The organism is Candidatus Enterococcus murrayae, assembly GCF_017315985.1.
Classification (GTDB): Bacteria; Bacillota; Bacilli; order Lactobacillales; family Enterococcaceae; genus Enterococcus_A; species Enterococcus_A murrayae.
Window position 1 is genome coordinate 16,095 of record NZ_JAFLVR010000023.1, and the last position, 18,364, is coordinate 34,458.

15 protein-coding genes and 1 riboswitch are annotated in these 18,364 nt (G+C 39.8%); of the genes, 1 reads left to right on the forward strand and 14 read right to left on the reverse strand.

The genetic code is table 11. The features are described 5' to 3' along the window. Positions 1-91: 91 nt before the first annotated feature. The 5 genes from typA to JZO85_RS10680 all read right to left on the reverse strand — a co-directional run bounded on the left by typA (position 92) and on the right by JZO85_RS10680 (position 4,677). A complete protein-coding gene (gene typA / locus JZO85_RS10660) occupies positions 92-1,933 on the reverse strand; it encodes a translational GTPase TypA (protein WP_207108507.1) in 1,842 nt (613 codons plus the stop codon). 111 nt (positions 1,934-2,044) lie between these two features. Next, positions 2,045-2,809: an inositol monophosphatase family protein gene (locus JZO85_RS10665; RefSeq protein WP_207108508.1), complete on the reverse strand. Its 765-nt coding sequence runs from the start codon at positions 2,807-2,809 to the stop codon at positions 2,045-2,047. 49 nt (positions 2,810-2,858) lie between these two features. Then, positions 2,859-3,128 (reverse strand): UPF0223 family protein, encoded by a 270-nt coding sequence (locus tag JZO85_RS10670; RefSeq protein ID WP_207108509.1) that lies wholly within the window; start codon positions 3,126-3,128, stop codon positions 2,859-2,861. Positions 3,129-3,192: 64 nt separating this feature from the next. After that, complete coding sequence (locus JZO85_RS10675; RefSeq protein ID WP_207108510.1) at positions 3,193-3,798, reverse strand: sugar O-acetyltransferase; 606 nt, start codon at positions 3,796-3,798, stop codon at positions 3,193-3,195. 18 nt (positions 3,799-3,816) lie between these two features. Further along, a complete protein-coding gene (locus tag JZO85_RS10680; protein ID WP_207108511.1) occupies positions 3,817-4,677 on the reverse strand; it encodes a helix-turn-helix domain-containing protein in 861 nt (286 codons plus the stop codon). A 207-nt stretch (positions 4,678-4,884) separates the two neighbouring features. Here JZO85_RS10680 and JZO85_RS10685 point away from each other — a divergent pair, with 207 nt between their 5' ends. Next, positions 4,885-5,520, forward strand: coding sequence for a GPP34 family phosphoprotein (locus tag JZO85_RS10685; RefSeq protein WP_207108512.1), 636 nt, complete (start codon positions 4,885-4,887; stop codon positions 5,518-5,520). A gap of 81 nt (positions 5,521-5,601) precedes the next feature. On the opposite strand, the gene lpdA is transcribed toward JZO85_RS10685, so the two are convergent. The 9 genes from lpdA to JZO85_RS10730 form a co-directional block, all read right to left on the reverse strand. Further along, positions 5,602-7,008: a dihydrolipoyl dehydrogenase gene (lpdA, locus tag JZO85_RS10690; protein ID WP_207108513.1), complete on the reverse strand. Its 1,407-nt coding sequence runs from the start codon at positions 7,006-7,008 to the stop codon at positions 5,602-5,604. Positions 7,009-7,015: 7 nt separating this feature from the next. Continuing rightward, positions 7,016-8,659, reverse strand: coding sequence for a dihydrolipoyllysine-residue acetyltransferase (locus tag JZO85_RS10695; protein ID WP_207108514.1), 1,644 nt, complete (start codon positions 8,657-8,659; stop codon positions 7,016-7,018). Positions 8,660-8,685: 26 nt separating this feature from the next. Continuing rightward, positions 8,686-9,663, reverse strand: a complete 978-nt coding sequence (locus tag JZO85_RS10700; protein ID WP_207108515.1) for an alpha-ketoacid dehydrogenase subunit beta — start codon at positions 9,661-9,663, stop codon at positions 8,686-8,688. Between the two features lie 2 nt (positions 9,664-9,665). Continuing rightward, positions 9,666-10,775, reverse strand: a complete 1,110-nt coding sequence (gene pdhA / locus JZO85_RS10705) for a pyruvate dehydrogenase (acetyl-transferring) E1 component subunit alpha (RefSeq protein ID WP_207108516.1) — start codon at positions 10,773-10,775, stop codon at positions 9,666-9,668. A 389-nt stretch (positions 10,776-11,164) separates the two neighbouring features. Continuing rightward, on the reverse strand, positions 11,165-13,771 hold the full coding sequence (gene mgtA / locus JZO85_RS10710) for a magnesium-translocating P-type ATPase (protein ID WP_207108524.1): 2,607 nt from the start codon (positions 13,769-13,771) through the stop codon (positions 11,165-11,167). A 278-nt stretch (positions 13,772-14,049) separates the two neighbouring features. Next, a riboswitch (M-box (ykoK) riboswitch) is annotated at positions 14,050-14,214 on the reverse strand. A 45-nt stretch (positions 14,215-14,259) separates the two neighbouring features. After that, complete coding sequence (locus tag JZO85_RS10715) at positions 14,260-14,982, reverse strand: nitroreductase family protein (RefSeq protein ID WP_207108517.1); 723 nt, start codon at positions 14,980-14,982, stop codon at positions 14,260-14,262. Next, positions 14,983-16,404, reverse strand: coding sequence for an aminotransferase-like domain-containing protein (locus JZO85_RS10720; RefSeq protein WP_207108518.1), 1,422 nt, complete (start codon positions 16,402-16,404; stop codon positions 14,983-14,985). A 144-nt stretch (positions 16,405-16,548) separates the two neighbouring features. Continuing rightward, entirely contained in the window at positions 16,549-17,526 is a 978-nt protein-coding gene (gene guaC, locus JZO85_RS10725) for a GMP reductase (RefSeq protein ID WP_207108519.1), read from the reverse strand. Between the two features lie 259 nt (positions 17,527-17,785). Then, positions 17,786-18,214, reverse strand: coding sequence for a DUF3788 family protein (locus JZO85_RS10730; protein WP_207108520.1), 429 nt, complete (start codon positions 18,212-18,214; stop codon positions 17,786-17,788). Positions 18,215-18,364 lie beyond the last annotated feature (150 nt).

An 18,364-nucleotide genomic window follows, 5' to 3' on the forward strand; every position in this document is an offset into this window, starting at 1 on the left:
TTATTTCACCTTGTTATAAGCAATTTGGTGGTTGACAAAATTTTTCCACAAAAAGAGACCGCATAGATTCATGCGATCTCTTAAATAGTCTTTATTCAGCAGCAACTTTGCGTTTCTTCGCTGCTTTTTCACGTTCTGCTTTGTTTAGAATTTGTTTACGTAGACGAATGCTTTCTGGTGTTACTTCACAGTATTCATCGTCATTCAGGAATTCTAATGATTCTTCTAGCGTTAAGATACGTGGCTTTTTGATGACTGACGTTTGGTCTTTGTTAGCTGAACGAACGTTTGTCATTTGCTTAGCTTTGGTAATGTTAACACCTAGGTCTTTGTCACGGCTGTTTTCGCCGACGATCATTCCTTCGTAAACTTCAGTAGTTGGTTCAACAAAGACAGTTCCCCGTTCCTCAACACTCATAATGGAGTACATAGTTGCTTTTCCAGTATCAACAGAAACTAATGCCCCGTTACGACGTCCGCCGATCACGCCTTGGATCATTGGTAAATATTGATCAAAGGTGTGGTTCATGATTCCGTAACCTCGAGTCATTGATAAGAATTCAGTAGTGAATCCGATCAAACCACGCGCTGGTGCTAAGAAAACCAGACGTATTTGTCCGTTACCAGAGTGAATCATGTCTTGCATTTCGGCTTTACGTTGACCTAATGCTTCGATCACGCTACCCATATATTCTTCTGGTGTATCGATTTGTACACGTTCGAATGGTTCGCATTTTACACCATCAACAACACGTTCGATAACTTCTGGGCGAGAAACTTGTAATTCGTAGCCTTCACGACGCATGTTTTCAATCAAAATCGATAAATGTAATTCCCCACGACCAGAAACCGTCCAAGCGTCAGGTGAATCTGTGTTTTCAACGCGTAATGACACATCTGTGTGCAATTCTGACATCAATCGTTCTTCAATTTTACGTGAAGTCACGTATTTACCTTCACGACCAGCAAATGGTGAATTATTCACTAGGAACGTCATTTGCAAAGTAGGTTCGTCGATGTGTAGGATCGGTAGAGCTTCTTGATGGTCCACTGGTGTAACAGTTTCCCCAACAAAGATATCCTCCATCCCAGAAACAGCGATCAAATCACCTGCTTTTGCTTCTTCAACTTCCAAACGCTGCAAGCCGAAGAAACCAAAGATTTTTGTTACACGGAAGTTTTTAATCGAACCGTCAAGCTTCATTAAAGATACTTGGTCGCCGACCTTCATTTTTCCGCGGAAGATACGGCCGATACCGATACGTCCTACGTAGTCATTGTAATCTAATAAAGAAACTTGGAATTGCAAAGGCTCGTCGCTATTATCAACAGGAGCTGGAATTTTTTCAATAATCGTATCAAAAACAGGAGCCATCGTTGATTCTTGTTCTGCAGGATCATCTGATAAGCTAGATGTTCCATTGATTGCTGACGCGTATATCACTGGGAAGTCCAACTGATCGTCATCTGCTCCTAATTCAATAAAGAGTTCTAAAACTTCATCTACGACTTCTTCTGGACGTGCAGAAGGTTTGTCGATTTTATTTACGACTACGATCGGTGTTAAATGTTGTTCTAACGCTTTCTTCAATACGAAACGCGTTTGTGGCATCGTACCTTCATAAGCATCTACGACTAACAATACACCATCAACCATTTTCATGATTCGTTCCACTTCACCACCAAAATCGGCGTGTCCTGGAGTGTCCATGATGTTGATTTTGTAGTCTTTATAGTTAACAGCGGTATTTTTCGCTAAGATCGTGATTCCACGTTCTTTTTCAATTGCATTTGAATCCATCGCACGCTCTTGCAGGCTTACGTGGCTGTCAAGGGTATCGGATTGTTTCAGCATTTCATCAACTAGTGTTGTTTTACCATGGTCGACGTGGGCAATAATGGCCACGTTGCGGATATCTTCTCTGTAATTCAATTTTAATTGCTCCTTTTCTTGTAACGCGAGACTCACTCGATTGACAATTATAACAGAAAATCAGTAAGAGTGTTAGTAAAACATTTTCATTTTTTCAGAAAAAGTAGTTTCTTAAAGATTCTCTTTATCAAACGCTTGAATATCAGCCATCGCAGCCTGCGTTGCGCCAATGAAAAACTCCCGTCCTCGGAAGCTTAACGGCTGCTGATTTTTGCCGATAACAGTCATTCCTAACTGTTCCATCATAATCATGCCAGCAGCGTAATCCCATGGACTCAGCATACTGACATAGCCAATTTGCGTCCCCTTGATGATAGCGATAAAATCCAGTCCGGCACAGCCTAATACCCGGATACCCATCGATGTCTGACCAATTTCTTGAGCATGATACAAATTTTTGCGATAAAGGGCAGCGTTCATACCAATTAAGCCTTCACTTAACGATTGATTTGCAGGAGCCGCAAGTTCTTCCTTGTTAAGGAAGACTTTTCCGACTTTAGGTCCGCCCCAGAAAAGCTCATCTTGCATCACATCATAAATAAACCCTAGTTGGCCTACGCCCTCTTCATAGACAGCGATCATGATACAAAAATTTTCTTGCTGCATTACAAAATTCAACGTCCCGTCAATCGGATCAATGACAAAAACACGCCCTTTATCGATTGGAGTCTGGTCCTGTCCATTTTCTTCGCCTAAAATCAATGCATCTGGATCATAAGCATTGATTTTTCCGACGATAAAGTCTTGGACCTCTTTGTCCACGTTCGTCACTAAATCCGTCCGTCCGTTTTTCTGATCGACCTTCAGCGCATCTCCTAGTCCTGATTTGATTCTCTCAGCCGCCTCATAGATCCAGCCAATAATTTCTTTTTCCATCCTAATCTCTCCTAATAAGTCTGATTCTTCTTACCAATAGCTAATAAATTTACATTTTAAAACGTTTCGTTGTCGCTGCTTTAGCTTTTTGTACCGTGCGATAGATTGAATAATCGCTGACCGCTTCAAATTCTCGACCGATTCGTTTTTCTTCTCCGATACTTTTGACTATTGCCTTAAATTTTTTATATCCGATTAAAAAAGCTTCTTTATCTACACCATTTTCGTTCGCTTCCTCGACTAAATTCAAGAAATTGATAACAGTCGTGATCTCCTCATGTGTCCAATCCTCATCGATTGGGTAACCATAATTTGCCATTGATCCACACTCCATTCGAAATTAGTTTACCATAGAATTATACATGCGCTGGTGAAAACCACTTTTAAGTTAGCGTACGTTTAGATTGATAACCCGTTTTGTCTTGTTCAGTGATCTCTCTTAACACACGACAAGGATTTCCGACTGCGATTACATTGGCCGGGATATTTTTTGTTACCACGCTGCCAGAACCAATGATTGTATTTTTTCCAATCATCACGCCTTGATTGATGGTAACGTTGGCACCTACCCAAACATTATCTTCTATCACGACATTTTTCGAATAACAGCCACCTGCCACTCGTTCTTCAGGATCAGTCGCGTGGTTCGTTGTAAAAATCCCTACCCGTGGACCAAATAATACATCATTGCCAATCCTGATTTCTCCGCCATCTAACAAGATGCAGTCAAAATTAGCAAAAAAACGATCCCCAAGATGGATATTTTTTCCAAATTCACAACGAAAATCCGGTTCGAAGAAGGGGGAATCGCCCACTGAGCCTAGAAGTTTTCGCAAGATCGCTTCTCTCTTCTGCTCATCCTTTCCATACAGGGCATTGTATTCAGTCGTCGCCTTCACTGCTTGCTTCCGCATTTCGCTAAATACAGGCGAAAGGTCATCATACATTTCACCTGATCTGGATGCTTCAAAACCTAAAATTTCATTCATATATCTGCTCCTCGCTTATTACGACTGCTTAGCTTGCGCTAAAGTTGATTGATAAACAATATTCAGTCGATTGCCATAGTTTAAATAACCGCAATCCTCTACAAATATTTCAATGACTCGCTCGCATTGTCGCGCTCCTCTTGGATCATTCTTTTTGATCAAAAGCAGCCCATAGACAAATTTAGCATACAGGTCATGATGAAGATATTTCAAATCACGATTCGGTGTCAAGTTTTTTAAATATGCTAACATTATTTTTTCTGCCGAAGTCAATTGATTCTCGTCAATTAAATAACGTACAAGATGCAGGACAGCATCGAAGCGCCACTTTCGAGCTTCAAAGCTGCCATGCTGTTGTGTTACTAACTGATTGGCGTAAAAAAAAGCTTCTTCCGGCTCGAAAAGATCACTATTATAAGTGACCAAGAAAAATTCAAACTTCCCCCACGTCTCCGTCTCTCTTAAATAATTGGTGATCGGCGATAAATCAACTGTATAGCTTGGTAAAAATATATAATTATAGAAACGTTTGCCGATAAGCCCCGCAAACAGGAAGCGTTCCTCCTTTGTTTGCTGATAGAGTTTTTCTTGATTTTGCACAAATTTCTTCAGAGAAAATGAATTTCCGGCATGATAGGCTTGATCAATTTCTTCTTCAATTTCATATAACCAAATATCCAAGCTTTCTTCAATCTCAAAGATGAACTCGTCGATGGTAGTATTCAGTCGATTTAATAACTGGACTAAATTCGAAAAACGAATATCACCATTTTCCCGTTCGTATTTTCTTAAAAACTGAGGTGTTACGATCCCCTCAGACGTATTCATGATTGATTGGTTTTTCTTTTCTCTAATTTCTTGGAAAAATTTCCCAGTCATTGGATTCATCTCCTTGTCGCTTTTTTCAATTAATCATTCTCTTGCTGGCAGAATGAGCTAGTAAAAAAAGGAAACTTTTGTTTCTGCATTCTTAGGATACCATGAAAAAAAAGCGAAAAAATCAGAATTTTGAAAATATTGTTTCGAAAAACTAGATATTTTCACTCCTAGCTTATACTTAGATCAAAAGAATAAAGGAGCAAAACGATGAAAAATTTAAGTTTATCACAACAATACCTGCTCTTCACCATGAATCGAAATGGAAAGATTTCTTCTATTAATTATTATGTTGGTATGTGCCTAGTTATGGCAGGACTGCTTGATTTGCAAGAAGCACAGGTAATCGAGCTTGATCAAAAGGAAATTATCATTTTAACGGATCAACTGCCGGAGGAACTAGAATATCTGAAATGCTTATTTGATAAGATCACCCAGCTAAAAAAGAAACGCATCGACAAATTAGCAGTTGCATACGGTACAACCTTTTTCGAAAAAGACTTGAAGTTGTTGGTCGCTCAAACTCGCAACTCATTAATTGACCTTAGAGAAATTACTGTCGAAACAGATGGAAATACGCTTTCTTATTTAGCAAAGGAAAAAACCATTGCGCAATTAGTGGCTCGTCTAGAGAATTTAAATTGCTTAGATTATGATGGACTAAAATTAGTAATCCTGTTAAAGAAATCCTCTTACTTGAAAAAATACATTGAAAAGCCAGAACGAAAAATGCTGGAAGCGAAAATAAAGGAAGTAAAAGGTGATCCTGTAGCCAAACAAACGCAAGTAATGATCTCGCAGGTAGATTGGCTAATGGGGGCACTGGTGGCAATCACGGTGGTTTAAAGGATAGTTTGCTGAAAGTGTTAAGTATTTGACCATAAAAAAAAGCCAAAATCCCTGTTAAGTGGATTTTGGCTTTTGGCTTTAAATATGGATCGGCATCCCTAATGCTAACTCAGAAGCATCCATTACGATCTCACCTAACGATGGATGTGGATGAATCGTTAGAGCGATATCTTCCGCATTCATGCCTGATTCGATAGCTAAGGCTAATTCAGAAATCATGTCGCTGGCACCAACACCTGCGATTTGACCGCCGATGATAACATTGTCTTCAACCGTTGTTACCAAACGAATAAAGCCTTCTGTTTTGCCTAATGATAGTGCACGACCATTACCAGAGAATGGGAATTTGAAGGCTTTCGCTTCCAATCCGGCTTCCTTCGCATCTTTGATTGTCATTCCGACAGTTGCCAATTCTGGATCAGTAAAGGCAACTGCTGGCATTGCTTTATAGTCAACGGCAACTTTCTTGCCAGAGATCGCTTCAGCAGCGATTTTAGCTTCGTAGCTGGCTTTATGAGCTAAAGCAGCACCAGGAACGATATCACCGATTGCGTAGATGCTAGGTACGTTTGTACATCCTTGTTTGTCAACTGTGATCAAACCGCGGTCTGTCATTTCAACACCAGCTTGCTCCAAGCCCATGTCGTTTGTGTTTGGACGACGCCCAACTGTTACCATTACGTAATCTGCATCGATTGTTTCTTCTTTTCCGTCAACTTCGTAACGAACGGTCACGTTATCGCCATTATCAACAGCTTCACGGGCCATCGCAGAGGTAACGACTTTAATGCCTTTTTGTTTGAAGTCTTTTTCTACAAGTTGCACCATGTCTTTTTCGTAAGTCGGTAAAATTTGTGGTGTTCCTTCAAGAATCGTTACTTCAGCACCTAGGTTGGCATATGCACCGCCTAATTCAGCACCGATAACGCCTCCGCCAATAATTACAAGTTTTTCCGGAACAGCTTCTAACGCTAATCCGCCTGTAGAATCTAACACACGTCCGCCAAATTTGAAGCCAGGAATCTCTATTGGACGAGAACCTGTTGCGACGATCGCATTATTGAAAGAATAAGTTTGAGCAGAATCAGGATGAATTACACGTAAGTTTTTGTCATCTACGAAGAAAGCTTCTCCTTCAATGATTTCTACTTTGTGTTTCTTCAACAGGAATTTTACTCCAGTCGTTAATTTATTAACGACTTCGTTTTCTTTCCAATCTTGGGTTTTAGCAAAGTCTAGCTTTACATTTTCACTAGTTACACCAAACATCGATGAATCAAGCGAATCTTGATAATGATGTCCAGCAGAAATCAACGCTTTTGACGGAACACAGCCGACGTTTAAACAAACACCGCCGATATATTCTCGTTCAATGATCGCTACTTTCTGTCCCATTTCAGCGGCGCGGATGGCGGCAACATAGCCGCCGGGTCCAGCACCGATTACAACTGTATCTAATTCAATGGCAAAATCTCCAACTACCATGATTTTATCATCCTTCCATTAATAATAATTCTGGATCAGCCAACAAACGCTTGATATTGTTCATGGCTTTTTGCGCTGTCGCGCCATCAACGATTCGATGGTCGAAGCTTAATGAAAGTTTCATCACACGGCCAACCGCTAATTCGCCTTCATCGTTCACGATTGGTTGTTGCGCAATCGTTCCGACACCAAGGATCGCAACTTCAGGGTAGTTGATAACTGGAGTGAACCAGCCGCCGCCTACTGAACCGATATTTGAGATCGTGATCGTGCCGTTACGCATATCATCAGCAGCTAATTTGCCGTCATGTGCCAACGCTGCTTTTTCATTGATTTCGTCTGCGATCTTGAACATGCCTTTAGTATCAGCATTTTTAACGTTCGGTACATACAATCCATGATCAGTATCTGTTGCAATACCGATGTTGTAATAATTTTTATAAACAATTTCTTGTGCGGCATCATCAATGGACGCATTCAAGACTGGGTATTTCTTCACTGTCGCAGTCAAAGCTTTCACTACGTATGGTAAGAAGGTCAATTTCGTGCCATTATCCAAAGCCACTTGCTTGAATTTCTTACGGTGATCCCAAAGCTTAGAAACCTCTACTTCATCATGTAAGGTTACATGCGGAGCAGTATGTTTGCTGTTGACCATCGCTTTAGCGATTGCTTTACGTGTTGGTGTCAGCTTCTCACGGGTTTCCATTTCGCCCATGTTAGAAGTAAATGGTTGAGCTGGTTTTTCTGCTTTAGCAGGAGCTGCGCTTGAAGTTGCTGCTGTGCCCGCTAATTTTTCCTCTGTCTTCGCTGCTAGTGCTGCTTGACCACCGCCAGATGCAAAAGCGTCAATATCTTCTTTTACGATACGTCCACCTTTACCTGTTGCTGTTACTTGTGTGATATCCACATCTTTTTCACGTGCATATTGACGGACAGACGGCATCGCTAACACACGTTTGTCTGGATTGCTTGCTTCAACCACTGAAGAGCTGCCTTTTGCATCAGCTTTTGGTGCTTCCGCTGGTGATGCTGACTCTGTTGAAGATGAAGCGCTGGAATCATTATGACCCGGTGCATCGATTTCTACTAAAACATCTCCGACATTGGCAACCGTTCCTTCGTCTACAAGGACTTTCTTGATCGTCCCGGTTACTGGAGACGGAATTTCTTCTACTGATTTATCATTTTGAACTTCTAGTAACGTATCATCTTCTTCAATCTTGTCGCCGGCTTTCACGAACCATTTAACGATCTCGCCTTCTGCAATCCCTTCACCAATATCTGGTAATTTGAATTGGAAAACGCCGCCAGCATTCGAACTGCCGCTTTCAGCAGTTGGTTCAGCTGCTGGAGCCGCTGGTGTCTGTGATTCCGCAGCAACTCCTGAATCACCTTCGTTGTCTTCATGTCCTGGTGCGTCGATTTCTACTAAAACATCTCCGACATTGGCAACCGTTCCTTCGTCTACAAGGACTTTTTTAATCGTTCCTGTTACTGGAGATGGAATTTCTTCCACTGATTTGTCATTTTGTACTTCTAATAATGTATCATCTTCATTAATAGTATCGCCCGCTTTAACGAACCACTTGACGATTTCGCCTTCTGCGATGCCTTCACCGATATCTGGCAATTTAAATTGGTAAGCCATTAGTTTTCGCTCCTTTTTCTTACTGATTAAAATTCTACGATTTCTTTTACTTTTGCTTCAATATCTGCTGCGTTTGGCAACCAGATACCTTCCGCTTGTCCAAATGGGAAAATCGTATCTGGAGCAGAAACACGGCCAATTGGTGCTTCCAATGAAAGAACCGCCCGTTCAGAAATTTCTGAAACGACTTGTGCACCGACTCCGGCTTGTTTTTGCGCTTCCTGAACAACAACGACACGGCCTGTTTTTTCAACTGATTTTATGATCGTTTCTACATCCAGTGGCGCTACCGTACGCAAATCAATAATTTCTGCATTGATGTTTTCTTTAGCTAAATTGTCTGCCGCTTTGATCGCTTCGCGAACCATTGCTCCATATGTGATGATTGAAACATCAGACCCTTCTTTAGTAACTGCTGCTTTGTCCAAGGGTACTTCATAAATTCCTTCTGGAACTTCCTCACGGAAGGAACGGTAAAGCTTCATGTGTTCTAAGAAAACGACTGGATCATTGTTGCGGATTGATGCAATCAGCAGACCTTTTGCATCATAAGGATTTGAAGGAATCACGACACGTAAACCAGGTGATTGCGCCATCAAACCTTCTAAGTTATCTGAGTGTAATTCTGGAGTATGAACACCGCCACCAAATGGTGCACGGACAGTGATCGGTAAATTACGTGTACCGCCCATGCGGTAACGTGTACGAGCCATTTGACCGACGATTTCGTCCATTGCTTCAAACACAAAACCAAAGAACTGAATTTCTGGAACTGGACGGAAGCCTTGTAAAGCAAGACCAAAGCCAAGTCCGGCGATACCAGATTCAGCTAGCGGTGTATCGAACACCTGATCTTCACCGAATTTTTCCTGAAGACCTTCAGTCGCACGGAAAACCCCGCCGTTTTTACCAACGTCTTCACCGAAAACTAAAACTTCTTTGTCTTTTTCAAGCATCAGAGCTAAGGCATCTGTAATTGCTTGGATCATTGTTTTTTGTGCCATGATTATTTCGACTCCTTCGCTTCATAGAATTCAATTTGTTCTTTGATATTTTGTGGTTGAACTTCGTACATGTTTTTCAAGAAATCAGAAACCTTTTGTTTTGGTACGCGATCAGCATCTGTAATTGCTTGTTTGATTTCTTCTTTTGTTGCTTCGATTACTTTTTCTTCTTGTTCTTCTGACCATAAACCTTTTTCTGTCAAGTACTTGCGGAAACGAACCAATGGATCTTTCTTCGTCCATTCATCATCCATTTCTTTAGAACGATAACGAGTAGGGTCATCGCCTGATAATGTATGTGGACCATACCGATAAGTTAATGTTTCAATCAATACTGGGCCATTGCCGTTTGCTGCCCATTCACGTGCTTTCTTAGATACATAATAAACCGCTAGTGGATCCATACCATCTACTTGGATACCAGGAATTCCAGCAGCAACCGATTTTTGCGCTAGTGTTTTAGCAGCTGATTGTTTTTCACGAGGTGTTGAAATTGCAAAGCCATTGTTCTGAATATAAAATACAGCGTTTGCATGATATGCCCCAGCAAAATTGATTGCTTCATAAAAATCACCTTGGGACGAGCCGCCGTCACCTGTATATGTGAAAACAACGTTCTTACTGTTACGTTTCTTTAAGCCTAAAGCCACGCCGGCTGCTTGCACATATTGAGCTCCGATAATGATTTGTGGCGGCAAAGCTTGTAAATCAGCAGGATAGTTATTTCCAGCAACGTGCCCGCGAGACCATAAGAACGCTTCCGCTAAGGGTAAGCCATGTTTAATCAATTGTGGAACATCACGATAGCCAGGTAATAATACATCTTCCTTTTCGAATGCAAAATGGCTGGCTAATTGACTAGCTTCTTGTCCAGCAGTTGGTGCAAAAAATCCTAAACGACCTTGACGGTTCAATGCTGTTGAACGTTGGTCTAACACACGTGACCAAACCATTGAAGTCATCAACTCCACAAGTTCTTCATCAGATAAGTCTGGAACCAAATTTTCATTTATAATTTTTCCGTTCTCATCCAACGCTTGGTACACGGGGAAATCCGCGTTTACATCTTTTAGTAAGGCTTCAAAATCAATCGTTAACTCTTTTTCTGCCATGGTGTCACACTTTCCTCTCTTAGGTTAATTAAGTCTTGTTATCAGTGCAACAGCAAGTCAATCTGTATTATTGCTATTGCCCCTTCTTCTCTAAATTAGCATTTTTATATTCAATTGACAACAAACTTGCTCACCAATTCTGAACGAAATAAAGCGTTTCACTTTTTTCACTTGTGAAAACACTCGCAGCACAAGCCTTGTAAGCGATTTTTACTAGTCAAATTGAGAAGAATAATTATCTTCAAAATTAGCAATCTTTCAATTATTTCGCCTAATTTATGACAAAATCAAGAAAAAAGATTCGTTGTGCAACTGTTCAATCTAAAAAATTGTTACGGCTTTTCACAAAAAAAGAAACAGAATGGCAACACAGGCCATTCTGTTATAGTTCAGATCCATTCCTTTGCTATTTTTATATATAACACTTTCCCTAATTGCGTTGCCAACATATAGGAAACGACAATCCCAACATACCAGAACCAATAAGTGTTTGGTAGATGAACAAACTCAAATTGTTCCGCAAGTGGGGTCAGAACGACTAAAGCACCTGCTGCTACGGCTAACAGTAAGCTGATAAAAACCTGTGGTGCTGGTCTACTTTGAAAGAAAGGAACTTTCTTTGTTCGAACCATTAAAACAACTAGAGCTTGTGTCGTCAAGCCAATCATAAACCAGCCCGTTTGGAATAGGCTCTGTGCTCCAACAGTATTAGCACCGAAGACAAACCACATTACTAAGAACGTCACAATATCAAAAATGGAACTGATTGGTCCGATGCATACGGTAAATTTAAGTAGACCTTTTGTTTCCCATTTAGTAGGTACTTGTAATTCTTCATCGTCTACATTGTCCCATGGAATCGTCAACTGGGCGATATCATAGATTAAATTTTGTAAAAGCAACTGAAGCGACAGCATCGGTAGAAATGGCAAAAAGGCACTAGCAACCAAAATCGAGAACACATTTCCAAAATTGGAGCTGATAGTGATTTTGATATATTTCATCATGTTACTAAATACACGGCGACCTTCAATTACCCCGTTCTCCAAAACGCTCAAGCTTTTTTCCAATAAGATAATCGAACTGGCATCTTTTGTGATATCTGCTGCAGTATCTACTGATATTCCCACGTCTGCTTTGCGTAGAGCTGGCGCATCATTGATTCCATCTCCCATGAAACCTACCGTATGTCCTTTGATTTGCAGAGATTCAATGATTCGAGATTTCTGCATAGGATTCAACTTTGCAAATAAATTGATTTTTTCAGCTGTTTGATACAGCTCGTCATCAGTCATTCTATCTATTTGATTCCCTAAAACATAATCGTCTGCAGGGATTCCTACATCTTGGCAAACCTTTTGAGCGACAATAGCATTGTCACCCGTTAAAACTTTCACTGATACACCATGTTGCTGCAGCGATTTAATCGCTGGTTTAGCCGAAGCTTTCGCAGGATCGAGAAATCCCATGAAGCCAATCAATGTCATATCTTTTTCATCCTCAGTCGAATATATCGCTTCATCATGGGCATCACGACGAACAGCTACAGTAATAACTCGCATCCCTTGCCGATTCATTTTTTCATTGACTGTTTGCAATTGTTGACGGATTTCTGGTGTTAGCTCTAAAATTTCTCCATCAATTTCAACGTATTTGCAAATTGCTGCCATCTCTTCGACGGCCCCTTTTGTAATCATCAATTGATGCTCATCGGTTTTCATTACGACAGTCAGACGACGCCGAGAAAAATCAAACGGGATTTCATCAATTTTTTGAACCGTTTGAAAAGGTAATCTGCGATCTTGTTCTTCGAAATAATTAATTACGGCAATATCCATCAGATTTTTCCAACCAGTTTGATATGACGAGTTCATGAAAGCCAAATCTAGGACCTGTTCATTTTCGTGCCCTAACGGATCTAGATGTTGTACTAATACAACTCGATCCTCCGTGATTGTCCCGGTCTTATCTGTACACAAAACATCCATACTGCCTAAATTCTGGATCGAAGCCAGCTCTTTTACGATGACTTTATGTTTTGAAAGAGTCAAAGCTCCTTTAGCTAAATTAGAACTCACGATCATCGGCAGCATTTCAGGGGTCAATCCAACCGCTACTGCAATAGCAAAGAAAAAGGCGCTACTCCAATCCCCTTTCGTCAAACCGTTAATCAAAAATACAAGTGGAAACAATACCATTACCATTCTTAACAATAATTTACTGACTTTGGCCAAACCAATATCAAAGGACGTTTTTCCACGCTTCGATGTCGCATTTTTCGCGATATCACCAAAAAAAGTTTGCTGTCCTGTCTTTAATATAATTGCTTTTCCCTGACCACTTAATACATCCGTTCCCATAAATACGAGGTTAGTTAAGTCCAATGCCGTCATATCTTCGGTCAGCTTTACCTCTTTCGCAAGATACTTTTCGACAGGCATCGATTCTCCCGTTAGCGATGATTGGTTGACAAAAAGGTCCTTCGTCCAAATCAAAACCGCATCTGCCGGAATCATATCGCCAGTCGCTAACGTCAAAATGTCACCAGGCACGACCTCATCCATCGGAATTTCCTTTGTTTCTCCATTACGAGTGATCGCTGATGTATTTTCAATCATTTCTTTTAACTCAATACTGGCTTTTTGTGATCGATATTCTTGGATAAAAGTAATTAGAACACTGGCTAAAATCATGATCGTCATTACAATTGCTGCCTCAAGATCATTTGTCAACAATGAAACAATTGCTAAAAGTGCTAAAACATAGACAAATGGATCATTGAATGCTTGTAAAAACAATAGAATTCCAGGTGTTGGCTTTTGAGCAGAAACTTCATTCGGACCATACTCCTCCAAACGACTTTGTGCATCCTCTTCCGATAACCCATGCAAAGAAGTTCGCAAATTTAGGAAAAGATCGCGATCAGATAAAATCGCCAATTTTTTTAGTTCTTGATCTTTGTTGATTTTGCGAGCAAGAAGGTTTTTTTTGTTCATCATAGTTGTTCCTCCTAAAATTCAAGACAACCATCGTCGTCCCGTTATATTTATTTTTCGGTCGACTATCCTCATGATCCATCTTCCTCACATCCTCTCACTGGTTTGTTGCGGTCACTGTTGGGCTGGCTTTACGACTAGCAGCTAATCTCTCATTGAGAAAACATTTCTAAAAGATTGCGAAAAATAAATTTGATTTTCACCAGACAAATCATTTTTCTACTTGCTGAAACCAGAAAAAAAAGCGCGCACTCGAAAATGAGCACGCGCGAAAATCCATTCATGTCCATCGTCGAGCTTTAGCACTATAGGGCGTAGACAAAATCTGTCAGCTACGTTATGAATCACCTTCACGATGATCCCTGTTCTACCCATTGGCGTCTCTCGACATTTTTGGGCAGCAGCCTGTGTCCATATAGGAGCCTCACCTAACAATTATTCTTATTTACATCCATACTATATGTTACTTACCTTTCAGTGTCAAACATTTACTTGAAAAATTTATTCATTTTCAGAAATTTATCAACTTCTTGATTTGGTCTATTACTAAAATAATCCGCGAATTTTTTACTCCAAATTTTTGTTTCACGAGCTTCTGCAAATTTTTCCATCGTATCATCATAATCTGCAATTAACTGATAATCATAATCTTGATATGTGTCATAATGAATGACCGCCATTTCAGGCAAGCGTGGTTTAACTCTCATTTCTACAGTAGGTTTTCCGATACTTAATCCAGCAATTGGCAACACCTGTTCAGGCAGGTTCAAAAGTTTACTGACTTCCACAATATCCTTTCTAATTGAACCAACTACTACAGAACCTAATCCTAACGCTTCTGTTGCAATCACTGCATTTTCCAAAGCCAAAGCAGCATCTGTCACAGCTGTAATCAATGGATCGGTCCCTTCGCTGATAGGATAATCTACACCATAATGTTCGGCAATCTTTTGTGTTCGTCTCAAATCCGCCACAAAAACTAGAAAAACTGAACTATGCAGCATATGAGGATTTCCAGGATTTAAAGACACGAGCTTTTCACGTATCTCACGATCTTTTATCACAATAATACTGTACATTTGTCCATTCATCCAACTCGGCGCTTGCCGACTAGCTTGCAAAATTTTTTTCAGCTCACCATCAGATAACTGATAATTTTCATCAAAATTCCGATAAGTTCGATGCTTCTTCATAACCTCTAACGCTTCCATCTAGCTCCTCCTTAGTTCCTTTGAAATAGCCTGCAGCTTTGCAAAAAAATGTTTTCGTGTTTGTTCTGTTAACCGAGTATAATTCACTCTCATTGCCATTGTATCATTACTAAACAAAAATGCGGGGGCTATCAATAATTTTTCTCTCAGAAAAATTTCCCAGTCTTTTCTAGTCAATTTTTGATGACGCCAAGTGAAATAAGCATAGATTCCTCCATCAATTTCAGATATCTGCCAATCTTCGGCAACAGTTTGTGCAGCAACATTGAATGCTGCTGCCCTTTGTTTCAATGCAAGGACTAACTCTTTTTGATTTTCTTCAAAAAGCGGATCAGTCAAAGCCGTATGGGCAATAACCTGAGGAAAAACACTAATAGAAAAATCCATCATCTGTTTAGCTTCAGACAATCGTTGAATCAAATTTCGATCTGCGACAATCCAACCAATTTTGATCGACGAACCAAAGATTTTCGATAATGATCCCAAATGAATCACTTGATGCGGAGCAAGCTCTTTCAATGAAGACGGATTTTCACTAAAATTCATTTCACTAAACACTTCATCTTCTACGATCGGCAACTGATATTTTCGGCTAAGTTCGATCAATTCATTTCTGCGTTTAGTTGACATTGTTGATCCTGTCGGATTTTGAAAAGTGGGATTAAGAATAATCAACTTGATTTTTTTCGTTAGAATTAACTGCTCAAGCTTATCAATCCGCATCCCTTCCTTATCCATTTTCACACCATAAAGTTTGATACCAGCAGTCGCAAAAATTGGTAAAGAGTATAAAAATGATGGATCTTCGATTGCTACACTATCTCCGCTTTGCAGCATAACCTGAAGTAGCAAAAACATCGCTTGTTGAGCACCAGACGTAATCAAAACTTGGTCGGACGAAATATCAATTTTTTGTTCTGCTTTGACTCGCTGACAAATCACCTGTTGCAACGGCCGATAACCTAAAGGACTTTGCTTTCGCTCCTCCAGTAATAATTCTTCCCATGTATAGGAAGGAAAACGAAAATCAGGTATCAAGTTTAGCGGTAATTCTCCAGAATAAAGATCTAGAGACTCTGATGCATTTAATAATTCTTGAACTCTCTCTAAGAAAGGTTCTTTAGGATGTGTTTCTTGCGTGAATAGACTGCGCCAGTCAACTCGAGGTATCGTACTTCTTCCCCAGTTTCCCTCATTTACGATTGTTCCGCTTCCTTGCCTTCGCAATACCCATCCGAGACTAACTAATTCATCTAAAGAATGGACCACTGTAGAACGATTCACCCTATAGTACTGAGCTAATTTCCGTTCAGCTGGTAATCTATCCCCAGGTTGTAACGTTCCGTCTTGGATATAGGTAATAATTTGCTCCATGATCTGCTGATAAATTGGTGTCGTTTTTGTATCTGACAGCTCCCACATAATATCCCCTCATTTTATTATTGGATGGCTCAACGCTAACCCAATTATGTTTGTCTGTCAACCATGGCTGCAAATCATCTTTCTAAATTCGAAAAAAACTCATTCCAAAAATTGGAATGAGTTTTAAAAGTTTTCTAAAAATCTTTAAATCGTGTCTCCGTTAAAAATTGAATTCTTAACAACCACGTAATCAACTTTTTGGAGGGCTTCTAAATCATTTCCCCCGGCGTAAGAAATTGATGACTGCAAATCTTGCTGCATCTCAACTAAAGTGTCTTTTAAAGAACCTTTATAAGGAATCCAGATTTTCTTTCCTTCAACATTTTTCTTTTCGCCTTTTTGAAACTCAGAGGCACTGCCGAAGTATTCCTTATACACAACACCATCTTCTACCATCGTTTCTCCTGGCGATTCCTCATGGCCTGCAAACAAAGACCCAATCATAACCATTGTTGCACCGAAACGAATCGATTTTGCAACATCACCATGCGTGCGGATTCCACCGTCGGCAATGATTGGTTTGCGTGCAGCTTTTGCACACCAGCTTAATGCAGCTAACTGCCAGCCGCCAGTTCCAAAACCAGTTTTGATTTTTGTAATACACACTTTTCCAGGTCCAATTCCAAGTTTTGTCGCATCTGCTCCGGCATTTTCTAATTCCCGTACTGCCTCGGGAGTACCAACATTTCCCGCAATGACAAACGTATCAGGCAAGTATTTTTTGATATGCTTAATCATATTAATAACTGGGTCTGAATGTCCATGGGCGATATCGATTGTAATAAAATCAGGCTTCAAATTTTCATCTGACAATCGTTTTACAAAATCATATTCATAACCTTTTACGCCGACACTGATCGATGTGAACAAACCTCGAGACTGCATTTTCTTTATAAAAGGAATTCGTTCTTCTTCATAAAAACGATGCATAATATAGAAGTAACCATGTTCCGCCAAAAACTCTGCAATATTTTCATCAATGATTGTTTGCATATTGGCTGGTACCACTGGCATCTTAAAACTAAATTTCCCTAATCGGACAGTCGTATCACATTCTGATCGACTGTTCACAATACATTTGTTCGGAATTAACTGAATATCTTCATAATCAAATACTTTCATAATGGCCTCCAATGAATAAGATAGCTATCTCATTTTAATATGATCATTTTTCAAAAAAGTAGAAGAATGACTTTATTCTTGTCACATATGCTGTCAGGTTGAACTAAGCCGACAATTTTTTTCTTTGTACTGCTCAAACTAAGAAAAATGTGACTAATAAAAAACATAGGGCACTATCGCCCTATGTAATTTACAACATATTTACTTAAAAAGCAAGCTGATTTTGAATTTTGTAGTAAAAAACACGAACATTTTCTTTTTACACTAACGCGTTCCTTAATTTTTTCGCTTGAAGACTGACTAAAAAGATAACATCTTCCATTTCCTCTTCATTCGTCACCTTCATTTCAATCTGTTGAGTATTCTTTGAAACATCTTCAAATTTTTTCTTAAATTCAGTTGACATCACTTTGACCATTGGAGTCAAATAACTCATTCCAAAATCTGGAAAGGGCGTAACTACTGAAAAATAATTCTTATGAATCTTGATGCGGCAAAGCAATCCATCATATTGCTCAATAACTAGCTGCCATCCTATTTGCTTTTGGAAAATATATTTGATTTTAGGATCATAATGTCTCATGATTTGGGCCAATAAAATTTTTAAATACTGAGAATTCGGTAATCCAGACAAGATTGTCTGCAATTCGTGTTTCTCACCATCAGCTTTGGATCGTTTCCTTTCCATGGTCCTCGCCTCTTTCAATACACTTTGAAACGAAAAATAATTCTAACTAATGCAATTGCCTGTATGAGTTAAATTCCTTTTATTTTTCTTCGAATTCATATGTTTTTTTAACGCTATTTTCATATTTAGTTTGTAAGCGCCGAACCACAG